Origin of the sequence: Enterobacter sp. FB, assembly GCF_000805795.1 — a bacterium.
Lineage (GTDB): Bacteria > Pseudomonadota > Gammaproteobacteria > Enterobacterales > Enterobacteriaceae > Enterobacter > Enterobacter roggenkampii.
In genome coordinates, this window is sequence record NZ_JSZC01000006.1 from 421273 (window position 1) to 437350 (window position 16078).

A 16078-nucleotide genomic window follows, 5' to 3' on the forward strand; every position below is an offset into this window, starting at 1 on the left:
TGTTGGCGTGTCCAGCACGCAGTTTGTTAATGATGTAGCCGTGATAAAGAGGTCGTAATGCCAGGCAGCACCTTGTTTAAAGCGTTTGTTTTGTTTATTGCCCTTTGGGCGCCCGTCACTCACGCAGACTCCGGTTGGCAACCCGTTCAGGAAACTATCCGTAAGAGCGAAAAAGATACCCGTCAATATCAGGCTATTCGCCTTGATAACGGGATGACCGTGCTGCTGGTTTCCGACCCGCAGGCGGTGAAATCCCTGTCGGCATTAGTGGTGCCGGTTGGGTCGCTGGAAGATCCTGACGCTCATCCAGGGCTTGCACACTATCTGGAACATATGACGCTGATGGGGTCAAAAAAATACCCGCAGCCAGATAGCCTGTCCGAATTTCTGAAGATGCATGGCGGCAGCCACAATGCCAGTACGGCACCGTACCGCACGGCCTTTTATCTCGAAGTCGAAAATGATGCGCTGGAAGGGGCGGTCGATCGCCTCGCTGATTCCATCGCCGCGCCGTTGCTGGATAAAAAATACGCCGAGCGTGAACGCAATGCGGTGAATGCCGAGCTGACCATGGCCCGCACCCGAGACGGTATGCGCATGGCGCAGGTCAGCGCCGAAACCATCAACCCGGCGCACCCGGGCTCGCGCTTCTCCGGTGGTAACCTGGAAACCTTGAGCGACAAACCGAACAGCCCGGTGCTGGATGCCCTGCACGCGTTTCGCGATAAATACTACTCCGCCAACCTGATGAAAGCGGTCATCTACAGCAATAAACCGTTGCCGGAGCTGGCAGCCATGGCGGCCAAAACCTTTGGCCGGGTGCCGAATAAAAATATCGACCTGCCGCAAATAACCGTTCCGGTGGTCACTGACGCGCAAAAAGGCATCGTGATCCACTACGTTCCTGCCATGCCGCGCAAAGTGCTGCGCGTGGAATTCCGCATTGATAACAACACGGCACAGTTTCGCAGTAAAACCGATGAGCTGGTCACCTATCTGATTGGTAACCGTAGCCCGGGTACGCTGTCTGACTGGCTGCAAAAGCAGGGGCTGGCAGAAGGCATTCGCGCCGACTCCGATCCGGTTGTGAACGGCAATAGCGGCGTGCTGGCGATCTCCGCGACCCTGACTGACAAAGGACAGGCCAACCGTGATGAAGTCGTAGCGGCTATCTTTAGCTACCTCTCCTTACTGCGTGAGAAAGGCGTCGATAAGCGCTATTTTGATGAACTCGCGCACGTGTTGGATCTCGATTTCCGCTACCCGTCCATCACCCGCGACATGGATTATGTGGAGTGGCTTGCTGACACCATGATCCGCGTGCCGGTGGAACATACCCTCGACGCGGTAAATATTGCCGACCAGTATGATGCCGGGGCGGTAAAAGCCCGCCTGGCGATGATGACGCCGGAGAATGCCCGCATCTGGTACATCAGCCCGAACGAACCGCATAACAAGACGGCGTACTTTGTCGATGCCCCTTATCAGGTGGATAAAATCAGCGCCCAGACCTTCGCCGACTGGCAGAAGAAGGCCGGGGAGATTGCGTTGAAGCTGCCGGAGCTGAACCCCTATATTCCGGATGACTTCTCGCTGATCAAAACGACGAAAGATTACCCGCATCCGGAACTCATCATTGATGAGCCCACGCTGCGCGTCGTGTACACCCCAAGCCGCTATTTCGCCAGCGAGCCAAAGGCCGATGTCAGCGTGGTGCTGCGTAACCCGAAAGCCATGAACAGCGCCAAAAATCAGGTGATGTTCGCGCTCAATGACTATCTCGCCGGTATCGCGCTCGATCAGCTCAGCAACCAGGCCGCCGTGGGCGGGATCAGCTTCTCCACCAACGCCAATAACGGTTTGATGCTTAATGCAAACGGCTATACCCAGCGCTTGCCTCAGCTGTTCCAGGCCCTGCTGGAGGGCTACTTCAGCTACACGCCGACGGAAGAGCAGCTTGAGCAGGCTAAATCCTGGTATGCCCAGATGATGGATTCTGCCGAGAAGGGCAAGGCTTACGATCTGGCGCTTATGCCGGCGCAAATGCTGTCGCAGGTTCCTTATTTCCAGCGTGAGGATCGCCGCGCGCTGCTGCCTTCCATCTCCTTAAAAGACGTGCTGGCGTACCGCGATGCGCTGAAAACCAACACGCGTCCGGAGTTCCTGATCGTTGGCAACATGAGTGAGGAGCAGGCCAAAACCCTGGCGCAGAATGTTCGCACTCAGCTCGGCTCTAAAGGCGACGAGTGGTGCCGCAACCAGGACGTGCTGGTTGAGAAAAAGCAGAATGTGATCTTTGAAAAAGCGGGTAACAGCACGGATTCCGCGCTGGCCGCGGTCTTTGTGCCAACGGGCTACGATGAATTCGCCAGTTCAGCGCAGAGCGCCGTGCTGGGACAGATTATTCAGCCGTGGTTCTATAACCAGTTACGCACAGAGGAGCAGCTTGGCTACGCGGTGTTTGCCTTCTCCATGAACGTCGGTCGTCAGTGGGGGCTGGGTTTCCTGCTGCAAAGCAGCGATAAACAACCGGCGTATCTCTGGCAGCGTTACCAGGCTTTCTTCCCGCAGGTGGAAGCAAAACTGCGTGCCATGAAGCCGGAAGAGTTTGCCCAGATCCAGCAGGCCGTCATCGCGCAGGTGATGCAGCCGCCGCAGACGCTGGGTGAAGAAGCCTCGCAGCTGAGCAAAGATTTCGATCGCGGTAATCTGAAATTTGATTCGCGTGATAAAGTAGTGGCTGAGATAAAACAGCTGACGCCGCAGAAGGTTGCCGACTTCTTCCATCAGGCGGTCATTAAGCCGCAGGGAATCACCATCCTGTCTCAGGTTTCCGGTAGCCAGAACGGGAAAACGGAGTACGTAAACCCGAAAGGCTGGAAAGTCTGGAAGAGCGTCAGCGCGCTGCAGCAATCTATGCCCTGGAGTAAGAAAGAATGACCGATACCGCTGAGTCCCTTGATCCCTTACGTTTACCTCTGCAGGGTGAACGATTGATTGAAGCCTCAGCGGGAACGGGAAAAACCTTCACCATTGCCGCCCTCTATCTGCGCCTGCTGTTAGGGCTTGGCGGCAACGCCGCTTTTCCGCGCCCTTTGAGCGTGGAAGAGCTGCTGGTGGTCACCTTCACCGAGGCCGCTACCGCGGAGCTGCGGGGCCGTATTCGTACCAATATCCACGAGCTGCGCATTGCCTGTTTGCGTCAGAGCACGGATAACCCCCTCTACGCGAGCCTTCTGGAAGAGATTGCCGATAAGCAGCAGGCAGCCCAGTGGCTGCTGCTCGCTGAACGGCAGATGGACGAAGCGTCCGTCTTTACCATTCACGGTTTTTGCCAGCGCATGCTGAGCCTGAACGCGTTCGAGTCCGGTATGCTGTTCGAACAGCAGCTTATTGAAGATGAATCCGTGCTTCGCTATCAGGCCTGCGCGGATTTCTGGCGTCGCCACTGCTACCCCTTACAGCGCGATATTGCCGAAGCGGTACACGCGCTCTGGAAAGGCCCGGAGGCGCTGCTGCGCGCGATCGATCGTTATCTACAGGGGGAAGCGCCGGTCATCAAATCCCCGCCGCCGGCAGATGAAACCCTGGCCTCGCGGCATGAAAAAATCATCGCGAAAATTGCAGACATCAAGCAAAAGTGGATGGAGTCAGTCGGCGAGATTGACGCCATTATCGAAAATTCCGGGATTGACCGTCGCAAGTTCAACCGTGGCAATCAGGGAAAATGGATCGACAAGGTCAGCGCCTGGGCGCAGGAAGAGACGCGGGGCTACCAGCTCCCGGACGCGCTGGAGAAATTCTCCCAACGTTTCCTGGCTGAGCGGACAAAAGCCGACGGCATTGTGCCTGAGCATCCCCTGTTTGTGGCGATTGAAACCCTGCTGGCGGAACCCCTTACGCTCAACGATCTGATGATCGCTCGCGCCATGACGGAAATTCGTGAAGCCGTGGCGCGCGAAAAGCGCCGCCGTGGCGAGCTGGGGTTCGACGATATGCTGAGCCGCCTGGATGCGGCGCTGTGCAGTGAAAATGGCGAAGCGCTTGCCGCCGCGATTCGCACCCGCTTCCCGGTGGCGATGATAGACGAATTCCAGGACACCGACCCTCAGCAGTACCGCATTTTCCGCCGTATCTGGCGCCAGCAGCCCGACACCGCGCTGCTGTTAATCGGCGATCCGAAACAGGCCATCTACGCCTTCCGCGGTGCGGATATTTTTACCTACATGAAGGCACGCAGCGAGGTTGCCGCGCACTACACACTCGATACCAACTGGCGCTCCTCCCCCGGCATGGTGGAAAGCGTCAACGCGCTGTTTAGCCGCATGGATACGGCGTTTATGTTCCGTGAGATCCCGTTTCAGCCGGTAAAATTTGCCCCGAAAAATGCCTCGTTGCGCTTCGAGTTTAACGGCGTGACGCAGCCTGCCATGAACTTCTGGCTGCTGGATGGGGAAGGCTGCGGCGTTGCCGACTATCAAAATGCCATGGCCCAGCACTGTGCTGCGCAAATCCGTGACTGGCTCAGTGCGGGAGCGCGGGGCGAGGCGCTGCTGTGGAAGGGGGATAACCCCACCCCGGTAAAGGCATCGGATATTACGGTGCTGGTGCGCAGCCGTCAGGAGGCCGCATTCATCCGCGACGCCCTGACGTTACTGAATATCCCCTCCGTCTACCTCTCGAACCGTGACAGCGTCTTTGAAACGCTGGAGGCGCAGGAGATGTTATGGCTGCTGCAGGCCGTGCTGGCCCCGGAGCGGGAAAGTACATTGCGCAGCGCATTAGCCAGCGCGATGCTCGGACTGAACGCGCGCGATATTGATGCGCTCAACAATGACGAAGCCGCGTGGGATGCGGTGGTGGAAGAGTTTGTCCACTACCGGGAAAGATGGCAGAAGCGTGGGGTGATGGCGATGGTGCGCGAGCTCATGGCTCAGCGCCACATTGCCGAGAATATGCTGGCTACCGCAGGTGGTGAGCGGCGTTTGACCGATATTTTACACCTCAGCGAACTCTTGCAGGAAGCGGGTACGCAGCTGGAGAGCGAGCATGCCCTGGTGCGCTGGCTGGCGCAGCAGATTGCCGATCCGAACAGCAATTCCTCCAGCCAGCAGATGCGCCTCGAGAGTGATAAACATCTGGTGCAGATCGTCACCATCCACAAGTCGAAAGGCCTGGAATATCCGCTGGTCTGGCTGCCGTTTATCGCCAATTACCGCGTGCAGGATCAGGCTTTTTACCACGATCGCGAGTCTTTTGAGGCGGTGCTCGATCTCAGCAACGCGGAGTCCAGCGTTGAGCTGGCAGAGGCCGAACGTCTGGCGGAAGATTTGCGCCTGCTCTACGTGGCGCTGACCCGCTCGGTATGGCACTGCAGCCTGGGCGTTGCGCCGCTGTTCCGTCGCCGTGGCGAAAAGAGCGGAGAGAGCGATTTTCATCTGAGCGCGCTGGGGCGGCTTATTCAGCAGGGTGAACCCAAAGACGCGGCGGGCCTGCGCCAGTGCATCGAATCGCTTTGTACTGAGCATGTTGCCCTGCATATTCCATCGCTGCCCGACAACAGCCGCTGGCACATGCCGGAGCCGCACGAGTCAGATCTCCATGCCCGTCAGGTGGTACGTACGATTGCCGACGACTGGCGCGTTACCAGCTACTCTGGCTTACAGCAGCACGGGCAGAGTATTGCGCAGGATCTGATGCCAAAACTGGACGTGGATGCCGCAGGCGCCGGTAGCGTACCCGCTGAGCCGGTGCTGACGCCGCACCAGTTCCCGCGCGGCGCCTCGCCGGGCACGTTTTTACACAGCCTGTTTGAAGAGCTGGATTTTACCCAGCCGGTTTCCGAAGAGTGGGTGCTGAAGATGCTACAGAGCGGTGGTTACGACGCGCAATGGCAGCCGGCTCTTACTGAATGGATCCGCGCGGTTTTGCACGCCCCGCTCACCGCACAGGGGATCTCGCTTAGCCAGTTGACTGCCAAAGATAAGCAAGTGGAGATGGAGTTTTATCTTCCCATCGCCTGCCCGCTCAGGGCCGAGGCGCTTGATGCGCTGATCCGCGAGTACGATCCGCTGTCCGCCGGGTGCCCGCCGCTGAACTTCCGCCAGGTGCAGGGAATGCTAAAAGGCTTTATCGACCTGGTTTTCCGCCACGACGGGCGCTACTACCTGCTGGATTACAAATCGAACTGGCTGGGCGAAGACAGCACAGCCTATACCCAACAGGCGATGGCGTCGGCTATGCAACTGCATCGCTACGATCTGCAGTACCAGCTTTATACCCTGGCGCTGCACCGTTACCTGCGCCATCGTATTGCCGATTACCGTTACGACGCGCATTTTGGCGGCGTGATTTACCTGTTCCTGCGCGGCGTGGATGCTAACGACCCGCATTCCGGCGTCTTTAGGACGCGTCCGGCTGTGGAGCTGATTGAAAAAATGGATAACCTGTTTGCCGCAGGCACGGAGGAGATGGCATGACGATGCAGGCGCTACTGCTGGACGCGGTTGAACAACGATTACTGCGCCACCTGGACGTGCAGTTTGCCATGATGGTGGCAGGCGAGGAGCCAGCCGTCATGCTTGCCGCCGCCATTCTGAGCAAAGACGCGGGGGAAGGGCACGTATGCCTGCCGCTGTCGCGTCTGGCGGTGGATGAGAAAATGCCTCCGGCTTTACAGGCGTGTTTCGCGCTGCTGGGTGACGCCGTGGACTGGCAGGCGATACTACGCGGTTCGCCTGCCGTGAGCGGGGCCGATACCGGGACGCCAATGATTCTGGTCGGCGAGCGTTTGTATCTTAACCGGCTGTGGCGTAACGAACTGACGGTGGCGCGCTTCTTCAGCGAGACCAACGCCCCGCTTCCCTGCGATGAAACGCAGCTCCGGCAAACGCTGGATGCGCTGTTTTCCTCTGACGAGGCGACAGACTGGCAGAAAGTGGCGGCAGCCGTGGCCTTAACGCGTCGGATCTCGGTGATTTCAGGCGGACCGGGCACCGGGAAAACGACCACCGTGGCAAAACTGCTTGCCGCGCTGATTCAGCTCTCGGGTGAGCAAAAGTGCCGTATTCGCCTGGCGGCCCCCACCGGTAAAGCCGCGGCGCGTCTCACGGAATCGTTAGGCGGCGCGCTGCAAAAGCTGCCGCTTACCGGGGAGCAGCTGGCGCTTTTCCCCAACGAAGCCAGCACGCTACACCGTTTGCTTGGCGCTCAGCCTGGCAGCCAGCGTTTGCGCTACCATGCCGGTAATCCCCTGCACCTGGATGTGCTGGTGGTGGATGAGGCGTCGATGATTGACCTGACGATGATGTCGCGTTTGATTGATGCCCTACCGCCGCACGCGCGCGTTATTTTCCTGGGCGATCGCGACCAGCTTGCCTCCGTGGAGGCAGGGGCTGTGCTGGGCGATATCTGCACCTATGCCAGCCTGGGATATACCGCAGAACGCGCTCAGGAGTTAGCCCGTCTCACCGGATGCTCTCTCACCTCTGAAAACCACTCGCTTGCAGGGGCGCTGCGCGACAGCCTGTGTCTGCTGCAGAAAAGCTACCGCTTCGGCAGCGATTCCGGTATCGGCCAGCTTGCGGCGGCCGTGAACCGGGGCGACCGGCGCACAACCACTGCGGTGTTTGACGGCACCTTTACGGATATTGAGAAAAAATCGCTGCAGACCGGGGAAGAGTATCAGGCGATGCTGGATGATGCCCTGCAGGGGTATCAGCACTTTCTGACGGGCGTACAACAGCAGCGTTCGCCGGAGCAGGTCATTGCCGCATTTGGTGAATATCAGCTGCTTTGTGCGCTGAGGGAAGGTCCCTTTGGTGTCCGGGGCCTGAACGACAGGCTGGAACAGCTGCTGGTGCAAAAGCGTAAAATAAACCGCACCCCACACTCGCGCTGGTATGAAGGGCGACCGGTGATGATTTCCCGCAACGACAGCGCGCTGGGGTTGTTTAACGGGGATATCGGGATTGCGCTCGACTGCGGCCAGGGGCTGCGCGTCTGGTTCCAGATGCCGGACGGGAGCGTGAAGTCTTTCCAGCCCAGCCGTTTGCCCGAGCATGAAACCGCCTGGGCGATGACGGTGCATAAATCCCAGGGCTCTGAGTTTAACCACGCGGCGCTGATCCTGCCCACGCAGCTTTCCCCCGTCATTACCCGCGAGCTGATCTATACCGCCATTACGCGCGCGCGTCAGCGCCTGTCGCTGTATACCGATGAACGCGTGCTGGTGCAGGCGATTGCCACCCGCACGGAACGCCGAAGCGGGCTGGGCGCGATATTTGAGTCCCTCTGAACGAACGCCCTCGCCGCACGGTGAGGGCGTCGTATCATCCCAGGTCCGCCATCAGCACTTTTGAACGGCGCTGATAGTTGTACATCTCTTTCTTCGTTTCCGGCAGAGAATCGATATCCACCGGCGTGAACCCGCGCTCCTGGAACCAGTGAATGCTGCGCGTCGTCAGGACGAACAGCTTGCTCAGCCCCATCTGGCGCGCCTGTGCCGCCACGCGCTCAAGCAGCATTTCACCGCGTGAAGAGCTGCGGTAATCAGGATGCACCGCCACGCAGGCCATTTCGCCGATCTTCTCTTCCGGGAACGGATAGAGCGCGGCGCAGGCAATCGTCAGGTTATCGCGCTGAATAATGGTGAATTTGTCGATCTCCATCTCCAGCTGCTCGCGTGAACGACGCACCAGAATACCCTGCTGTTCCAGCGGGCGGATCAGCTCCAGAATACCGCCGATGTCGTTGATGGTGGCGCGGCGGATCTGCTCTGCGCTCTCCATGACAATCTGCGTACCAATACCGTCGCGGGAGAACAGCTCCTGCAGCAGGGCGCCGTCTTCCTGATAGCTGATCAGGTGGCTACGACGCACGCCGCTGCGGCAGGCCTTCACGGCGCCACGCAGGAAGCGGACCGTGCCGGAGTGGTAATCGCCTTCGGCTTCCAGCGCTTCCACGCGGGCCTGGGCCTCATTCGGGAAGAGTTCCGGCACGATCGTTCCTTCATCATTCACGACGCCCTGCGAGGAGCAGAACCCGATCATTTTTTCCGCCTTCAGCTTGATCGCTAGCTGCGTGGCGATCTCTTCTGAAGTGAGGTTGAAGCTTTCGCCGGTCACCGAAACGGCGACCGGGCCCATCAGCACGATGGCGCCGCTGTCCAGCTGGCGGTGAATGGCTTCTTCATCAATACGACGAATGCGGCCGCTGTGGCAGTAATCCACGCCATCGTCCACGCCGAGCGGCTGGGCAATGATGAAGTTGCCGCTCACGACGTTGATATGCGCGCCCTGCAGCGGCGTGTTGTTCAGGCTCATGGACAGGCGAGCGGTGATATCCAGCTGCAGCAGACCTGCCGCCTGCTTCACCAGCTCAAGGGTTTTGGCATCCGTGACGCGGGTATGCTTGTGGTAAATCGGCTCGTGATGGTGAGCGGCCAGGTTAGCGTCGATCTGCGGGCGCGCGCCATAGACCACCACCAGGCGGATCCCCAGGCTGTGCAGCAGGCCAATGTCATTGACGATGCTGGAAAAATTTTCATGCTCAATGGCTTCGCCGCCAAGCATGATGACAAACGTTTTTCCCCGATGGGCGTTGATATAGGGAACAGAATGGCGGAATCCCTGGACCAGTTCGGTTCTACGTTCCTTCACCATGGCACAACCCTTAATGAATGTTTATTCGTAATTTCTGTATTTTTATTCGATTGTGGCCGCGTGTGCAAGCGCAAATTTTCCGCGACCCACAGAAAATGATAAGTAATCCGTGCGTTAGCGTATGATTGTTTACCCTTTTATAGATGACAGTTTATGCGTCATTCGTTAAAGTTTTCGGTCAATCTGGACATTTTGTATATCAGTCAGTGTTCTTGCTCGGGAGAAGCATGTCGGGATCCAATTCAGCAATAAGCCGCCGCCGTTTGTTAAAAGGGGCCGGGGCAATGTGGTTGCTTAGCGTCAGTCAGGTCGGTCTTGCCGCCACCAGTCAGGTCGTGGCGGTGCGCGTCTGGCCATCGTCGACCTATACGCGCGTGACGGTCGAATCCAATCGCGTGCTGAAATATAAGCAATTTGCCCTCAGCAACCCGGAACGTGTGGTGGTGGATCTCGAAGGCGTTAACCTCAACTCCGTGCTGAAAGGGATGGCGGCGCAGATCCGCGGCGACGATCCGTTTATTAAATCGGCGCGCGTCGGGCAGTTCGATCCGCAAACCGTACGCATGGTGTTTGAACTGAAGCAGAACGTGAAGCCGCAGCTGTTTGCCCTGGCGCCTGTCGCGACGTTCAAAGAGCGCCTGGTGATGGATCTCTACCCGGCCAATGCGACGGATATTCAGGATCCGCTTCTTGCCCTGCTGGAAGATTACAACAAAGGCGATCTGCAGCGTCAGGTTCCGCCGGCGCAAAGCGGTCCGCAGCCGGGGAAAGCAGGGCGCGATCGTCCGATTGTGATCATGCTCGATCCAGGCCACGGCGGCGAAGACTCCGGTGCGGTGGGGAAATACCGCACGCGTGAAAAAGACGTGGTTCTGCAAATTGCCCGTCGTCTGAAGGCGCTGATTGATAAAGAAGGCAACATGCGCGCCTATATGACGCGTAATGAAGACGTCTTTATTCCGCTGAAGGTCAGGGTGGCGAAAGCACAGAAGCAGCGCGCAGATTTGTTCGTCTCGATCCATGCGGATGCGTTTACCAGCCGCCAGCCAAGCGGCTCGTCGGTGTTTGCGCTCTCAACCAAAGGCGCGACCAGTACCGCAGCAAGATATCTTGCGGATACCCAGAACGCCTCGGATCTGATCGGTGGCGTGAGCAAAAGCGGCGATCGCTACGTCGACCACACCATGTTCGATATGGTGCAGTCGCTGACCATTAACGACAGCCTTAAGTTTGGTAAAGCGGTGCTGGGCAAGCTGGGCAACATCAATAAGCTGCACAAGAACAGCGTTGAACAGGCCGGGTTTGCGGTACTCAAGGCGCCGGATATCCCGTCCATCCTGGTTGAAACCGCGTTTATCAGTAACGTGGAAGAGGAGCGTAAGCTCAAGACGGCAAAATTCCAGCAGGAAGTGGCGGAGTCGATTCTGGCAGGGATTCGTGCGTATTTCTCTGACGGGGCGACGCTGGCGCGGCGCGGGTAGATCTTTTGGCCGGGTAAACGCCCGGCAAATTCACAAACGACAGATACAAAAAAACACCCTTAAGGGTGTTTATTGTTTTAGAAGTGTTGGTTGCGGGGGCCGGATTTGAACCGACGACCTTCGGGTTATGAGCCCGACGAGCTACCAGGCTGCTCCACCCCGCGTCCGTCTTTCTACTCTCGCAGAAACTTACTTCTTCAAATTTGATTGGTTGCGGGGGCCGGATTTGAACCGACGACCTTCGGGTTATGAGCCCGACGAGCTACCAGGCTGCTCCACCCCGCGTCCGTCTTTCTACAAGTCGTAGAAGATACTTCATCAAATTTTAATTGGTTGCGGGGGCCGGATTTGAACCGACGACCTTCGGGTTATGAGCCCGACGAGCTACCAGGCTGCTCCACCCCGCGTCCGTGGATGCGCACTATACTCGGATAGGTTTGTGATGCAACCCCTTTTTCACATTTATCATGATTTTGTATGCAAATTGAACGACATGGCGCTGTTTGGACTATTTTTTGCGCAAAATTTGCCAAAGGGCATGCGATCGCATTTCATTAGCCCTGGCGGTTTGTTATCTTCATCACGCGGAAATGGGCAACTTAAAGACGAGACAGAATGAAAGGACGTTGGGCGAAGTATCTGATGGCGGGCGCAATGGTAGCGATTCTTGCGGCCTGTTCTTCCAAACCGACCGATCGCGGTCAACAGTATAAAGACGGGAAGTTATCCCAGCCTTTCTCTTTAGTTAATCAGCCTGATGCGGTCGGCGCACCGATTAATGCCGGTGATTTCTCCGAGCAGGTCTACCAGATCCGCAACGCGTCACCGCGTCTGTACAGCGCACAGAACAACGTTTATAGCGCGGTGCAGGACTGGCTGCGCGCGGGCGGCGATACGCGCAACATGCGCCAGTTTGGTATCGACGCCTGGCAGATGGAAGGGGCCGATAACTACGGCAACGTCCAGTTCACCGGCTATTACACCCCGGTTATTCAGGCACGACACACGCGTCAGGGCGAGTTCCAGTACCCTATCTACCGTATGCCGCCAAAACGCGGCCGTCTGCCGTCGCGCGCTGAGATCTACGCCGGTGCGCTGAGCGAAAACTACGTTCTTGCTTACAGCAACTCCCTGATGGACAACTTCATCATGGACGTTCAGGGCAGCGGCTATATTGATTTTGGCGACGGCTCGCCGCTTAACTTCTTCAGCTATTCCGGTAAAAACGGCCACGCCTATCGCAGTATTGGCAAGGTACTGATCGACCGCGGCGAAGTGAAGAAAGAAGACATGTCAATGCAGGCGATCCGCGAGTGGGGCGAAAAGCACAGCGAAGCCGAGGTGCGTGAGCTGCTGGAGCAGAACCCGTCGTTCGTCTTCTTTAAACCGCAAAATTTCGCGCCGGTGAAAGGGGCGAGCGCGGTACCGCTGATTGGCCGCGCGTCGGTGGCATCGGATCGTTCGATTATTCCTGCGGGCACCACGCTGCTGGCTGAGGTCCCGCTGCTGGACAACAACGGCAAGTTCAACGGCCAGTATGAGCTGCGTCTGATGGTGGCGCTGGACGTTGGCGGCGCAATCAAAGGGCAGCACTTCGATATCTATCAGGGCATTGGCCCGGATGCAGGCCACCGCGCAGGCTGGTATAACCACTACGGACGCGTGTGGGTGCTTAAGGCGGCACCGGGTGCCGGAAACGTATTCAGCGGCTGATTGTGGTATTCTGAGCGCAATACGGATTACTGTTCAGGGTGAGGAGAACCTCACCCTTTTTACATCTGAGGTGTTATGTCTGTGGTAATCAGCGATGCCTGGCGCCAGCGTTTTGGCGGCACGGCACGTCTCTATGGTGAAAAAGCCCTGCAGCTGTTTGCGGATGCGCACGTCTGCGTCGTGGGCATTGGTGGTGTGGGGTCGTGGGCCGCAGAAGCGCTGGCGAGAACCGGTATTGGCGCAATCACGCTGATTGATATGGATGACGTGTGCGTCACCAACACCAACCGTCAAATCCATGCCCTGCGTGATAGCGTCGGCCTGGCAAAATCTGAGGTCATGGCGGAACGTATCCGCCTGATTAACCCGGAATGTCGGGTCACGGTGATTGATGATTTTGTGACGGCTGATAACGTCGCTGAATACATGAGCAAAGGCTACAGCTATGTGATTGACGCCATCGACAGCGTGCGTCCAAAAGCGGCGCTGATCGCCTACTGTCGTCGTTACAAGGTTCCCCTGGTGACGACCGGCGGCGCGGGCGGGCAAATCGACCCTACGCAGATTCAGGTGGCCGATCTGGCGAAAACCATTCAGGATCCACTGGCCGCCAAGCTGCGTGAACGCCTGAAGAGCGACTTCAACGTGGTGAAGAACAGCAAGGGCAAGCTGGGCGTAGACTGCGTGTTCTCGACCGAAGCGCTGGTCTACCCGCAGGCCGATGGTTCCGTGTGTGCGATGAAAAGCACGGCGGAAGGGCCAAAGAGAATGGATTGTGCCTCAGGCTTTGGCGCGGCCACCATGGTGACCGCTTCCTTCGGCTTTGTGGCGGTGTCTCACGCCCTGAAGAAGATGATGGCGAAGGCGGAACGTCAGGCCTGAGCCTGACGAGCGGCGTCCAGTACCGCCTCGTTGAGTGCGATCAACCCCTGACCGCGCGAGGCGCTGAGCTGCGCGCGCAGCCCCAGCTCATCAAATAACGCCAGCGGCGAATGCGCCAGCAGTTCCGCCGCGCTTTTCCCTTCCACTGCCGTCAACAATACGGCCAACAGGCCCCGGACGATGCGGCCTTCGCTGTCGCCGAAGAAGTGCAGCTTCTCGCCGGAAACGCTTACTCCCAGCCAGACGCGGTTTTCACAGCCTGCAATCTCTTTCGCCTGCGCCTTGAGATCGTCAGAGAGGGTCGGTAATTGCTTACCGAGGAGAATCAGCTGGCGATATTTATCTTCCCACTGTGAAAGCGGGGCAAAGGTCTGTTTTAACGTCTCTTCAGTGATGACGGTGCCAAACGGATGTCCGGCTAAAGCAGCGTGAGTCATTAATCCACCAGTATTTCAAGCGCGCGGTCGACGGCGGCAACCAGCGCGTCAACATCGCTTTGTGTGTTATAGGGCGCGAACGAGGCGCGCAGCGTGCCGCTCACGCCGAGCGCCGCCAGCAGCGGCTGCGCGCAGTGCTGCCCGGCGCGCAGGGCGATGCCATACCCGGCCAGTAGCGTCACCATGTCGCTGTGATGCACGCCCACAAAATCAAAGGCGAGCAGGCTTGAATCCTGAACGCGGAACGAGCGGAAACCCGGGCGCTTTTTCAGTTCTTCCTCTGCCAGCGTCGCCAGCCCCCGGCTCCAGCTTTCAGCCTGAACACTGTCTGTTTCTGCCAGCCACTCCAGCGCCGCGCTTAGGCCAATCACGCCGGCCACGTTCGGCGTACCGGCTTCAAGGCGATAGGGGACATCCTGCGTTTTGAAGCTCTCGAACGACACTTCAGCGATCATCTTGCCGCCCCCGAGCCAGGGCGTCATTTTTGCCAGAAGTTCCGGCTTGCCGTACAACACCCCAATACCGGTTGGCCCGTAGAGCTTATGTCCTGAGAAGGCATAGAAGTCGATATCCAGCGCCTGCACGTCGGCGGGGAAATGCACCACGCCCTGGGCGCCGTCAACCATCACCACCATACCGTTGGCATGCGCGATGCGAATCGCCTGAGCCAGGTCCGGGCAACCACCGGTGACGTTAGACATCTGTCCAAGCGCCAGAATGCGGCTGCGAGGGGTAATCAACTCGGGGAGACGGGCCACATCGGGCAGAAGGTCTGCGCCCAGCGGAAGCTTCACCACACGTGCACCCGTTTGTTCGGCCACCATCAGCCACGGCACCAGGTTGGCGTGATGTTCCGCCTCGCTGACGACGATCTCATCGCCCGGCTGAAGCAGCGGGCGCGCGTAGCACTGGGCCACCATATTGATGGCCTCGGTGGTGCCGCGCGTCCAGACGATATTTTTCCCGCTTTCGGCATTGATCAGGTGCGCCACGCGATCGCGTGCGGCTTCGTAGCGCGCGGTTAATCGCTGCGCCTCGGCAAACTGGCTGCGATGCACGTTCCCGGCGCTCAGGCTGTAAAACTGCTGCGTGGCGTCAATGACCGCCTGTGGCTTAAGGGCGGTGGCGGCACTGTCCAGATAAATACCGGCATCGGCCAGCGCCGGAAACTGTGCGCGGAACTGCGCAGGACTGAAAGCGTTCATGGGATTCCTCATTTCAATATCACGATCGTCGCGCAATTTCCGCGGCAGGGCAAGGAGGTTGATATCTATCAGAATTGTCTGCTTATCCTCATGACCCCAAAAAAGCAGGTTATGCTAAATAGTGTTAGGCGGATGTTTTAGCCTGTTATAAATCGAGGTTTGAATAGCATTAATTGCTAAAGGAGAATAATCATGAATAAGACAGCTGCAATCATCTCTGCCTGTGCGTTTACTTTTGCCCTGAGCGCCTGTTCCGGTAACAACTACGTGATGCGCACCAACGATGGTCGTTCCATCGTTTCGGAAGGGAAACCGACAACCGATAACGATACCGGGATGATTTCGTACAAAGATGCTAACGGGAACAAGCAGCAGATCAACCGCACGGACGTGAAAGAGATGAAAGAGATCGAACATTAACCGATCGCAGGCGAAAAAAAAGCACCGCAAGTTGGCGGTGCTACATTAATCACTATGGACAGACAGGGTAAATGTACAGGAAGTGAAAAATTGGTAGCGTTGCTACCGTGGTCTGAATCGCAGACCAATTGCAAACACAACAACACAACATCACAACCGTAAGCCAAAAGCCCTTCAGAACACGCATTCCGAAAAAAGCTCTTCGTTCCGGCTCAGGAAGTGCCGCCACTATAGGTATTTGCTGGTAGTTCCTCAACGGACAAATTATAATGGCTCAG

General features: G+C 57.8%; 10 protein-coding genes and 3 tRNA genes. 7 read left to right on the forward strand and 6 right to left on the reverse strand.

What is annotated here, in order from left to right:
* Positions 1–57 precede the first annotated feature (57 nt).
* From ptrA to recD, 3 genes are read left to right on the forward strand one after another with little or no spacing between them, the layout of a single operon-like run.
* The gene (gene ptrA / locus PI91_RS04460; protein ID WP_039265515.1) at positions 58–2940 is read left to right on the forward strand and encodes a pitrilysin; all 2883 of its coding nucleotides are present in this window, start codon (positions 58–60) and stop codon (positions 2938–2940) included.
* Complete coding sequence (recB, locus tag PI91_RS04465; RefSeq protein ID WP_039265516.1) at positions 2937–6479, forward strand: exodeoxyribonuclease V subunit beta; 3543 nt, start codon at positions 2937–2939, stop codon at positions 6477–6479. The genes ptrA and recB overlap by 4 nt, the downstream gene beginning before the upstream one ends.
* Complete coding sequence (gene recD / locus PI91_RS04470) at positions 6476–8296, forward strand: exodeoxyribonuclease V subunit alpha (RefSeq protein WP_008499656.1); 1821 nt, start codon at positions 6476–6478, stop codon at positions 8294–8296. Before recB ends, recD begins: the two co-directional genes overlap by 4 nt.
* Positions 8297–8330: 34 nt before the next feature.
* Here recD and argA read toward each other — a convergent pair whose 3' ends face one another.
* Positions 8331–9662, reverse strand: a complete 1332-nt coding sequence (gene argA / locus PI91_RS04475; RefSeq protein ID WP_008499655.1) for an amino-acid N-acetyltransferase — start codon at positions 9660–9662, stop codon at positions 8331–8333.
* Positions 9663–9889: 227 nt separating this feature from the next.
* Between argA and amiC the strand changes: the two genes are divergently transcribed.
* Positions 9890–11143, forward strand: a complete 1254-nt coding sequence (amiC, locus tag PI91_RS04480; RefSeq protein WP_021242006.1) for an N-acetylmuramoyl-L-alanine amidase AmiC — start codon at positions 9890–9892, stop codon at positions 11141–11143.
* Between the two features lie 87 nt (positions 11144–11230).
* On the opposite strand, the gene PI91_RS04485 is transcribed toward amiC, so the two are convergent.
* The 3 genes from PI91_RS04485 to PI91_RS04495 all read right to left on the reverse strand — a co-directional run bounded on the left by PI91_RS04485 (position 11231) and on the right by PI91_RS04495 (position 11550).
* Positions 11231–11307, reverse strand: a tRNA-Met gene (locus tag PI91_RS04485).
* Between the two features lie 44 nt (positions 11308–11351).
* Positions 11352–11428 (reverse strand) — tRNA-Met (locus PI91_RS04490).
* 45 nt (positions 11429–11473) lie between these two features.
* Positions 11474–11550 (reverse strand) — tRNA-Met (locus tag PI91_RS04495).
* Positions 11551–11758: 208 nt separating this feature from the next.
* Between PI91_RS04495 and mltA the strand changes: the two genes are divergently transcribed.
* Both mltA and tcdA read left to right on the forward strand, forming a co-directional pair.
* On the forward strand, positions 11759–12856 hold the full coding sequence (gene mltA / locus PI91_RS04500; protein ID WP_021241890.1) for a murein transglycosylase A: 1098 nt from the start codon (positions 11759–11761) through the stop codon (positions 12854–12856).
* Between the two features lie 75 nt (positions 12857–12931).
* Positions 12932–13738: a tRNA cyclic N6-threonylcarbamoyladenosine(37) synthase TcdA gene (gene tcdA / locus PI91_RS04505; protein WP_008499651.1), complete on the forward strand. Its 807-nt coding sequence runs from the start codon at positions 12932–12934 to the stop codon at positions 13736–13738.
* Here the strand turns inward: tcdA and csdE are convergent.
* A complete protein-coding gene (gene csdE / locus PI91_RS04510; protein WP_008499650.1) occupies positions 13729–14175 on the reverse strand; it encodes a cysteine desulfurase sulfur acceptor subunit CsdE in 447 nt (148 codons plus the stop codon). The genes tcdA and csdE overlap by 10 nt on opposite strands.
* A complete protein-coding gene (csdA, locus tag PI91_RS04515) occupies positions 14175–15380 on the reverse strand; it encodes a cysteine desulfurase CsdA (RefSeq protein WP_039265517.1) in 1206 nt (401 codons plus the stop codon). The genes csdE and csdA overlap by 1 nt, the downstream gene beginning before the upstream one ends.
* A 192-nt stretch (positions 15381–15572) precedes the next feature.
* Between csdA and PI91_RS04520 the strand changes: the two genes are divergently transcribed.
* Entirely contained in the window at positions 15573–15800 is a 228-nt protein-coding gene (locus tag PI91_RS04520) for a YgdI/YgdR family lipoprotein (protein ID WP_039265518.1), read from the forward strand.
* Positions 15801–16078: the final 278 nt, after the last annotated feature.

Excerpts from the sequence above, each read along its gene's own strand:
- ptrA (WP_039265515.1), top strand. The coding sequence starts at position 58 with ATGCCAGGCAGCACCTTGTTTAAAGCGTTTGTTTTGTTTATTGCCCTT.
- csdE (WP_008499650.1), bottom strand. The coding sequence starts at position 14,175 with ATGACTCACGCTGCTTTAGCCGGACATCCGTTTGGCACCGTCATCACT.
- tcdA (WP_008499651.1), top strand. The coding sequence starts at position 12,932 with ATGTCTGTGGTAATCAGCGATGCCTGGCGCCAGCGTTTTGGCGGCACG.
- recD (WP_008499656.1), top strand. The coding sequence starts at position 6,476 with ATGACGATGCAGGCGCTACTGCTGGACGCGGTTGAACAACGATTACTG.
- recB (WP_039265516.1), top strand. The coding sequence starts at position 2,937 with ATGACCGATACCGCTGAGTCCCTTGATCCCTTACGTTTACCTCTGCAG.
- PI91_RS04520 (WP_039265518.1), top strand. The coding sequence starts at position 15,573 with ATGAATAAGACAGCTGCAATCATCTCTGCCTGTGCGTTTACTTTTGCC.
- mltA (WP_021241890.1), top strand. The coding sequence starts at position 11,759 with ATGAAAGGACGTTGGGCGAAGTATCTGATGGCGGGCGCAATGGTAGCG.
- argA (WP_008499655.1), bottom strand. The coding sequence starts at position 9,662 with ATGGTGAAGGAACGTAGAACCGAACTGGTCCAGGGATTCCGCCATTCT.
- csdA (WP_039265517.1), bottom strand. The coding sequence starts at position 15,380 with ATGAACGCTTTCAGTCCTGCGCAGTTCCGCGCACAGTTTCCGGCGCTG.
- amiC (WP_021242006.1), top strand. The coding sequence starts at position 9,890 with ATGTCGGGATCCAATTCAGCAATAAGCCGCCGCCGTTTGTTAAAAGGG.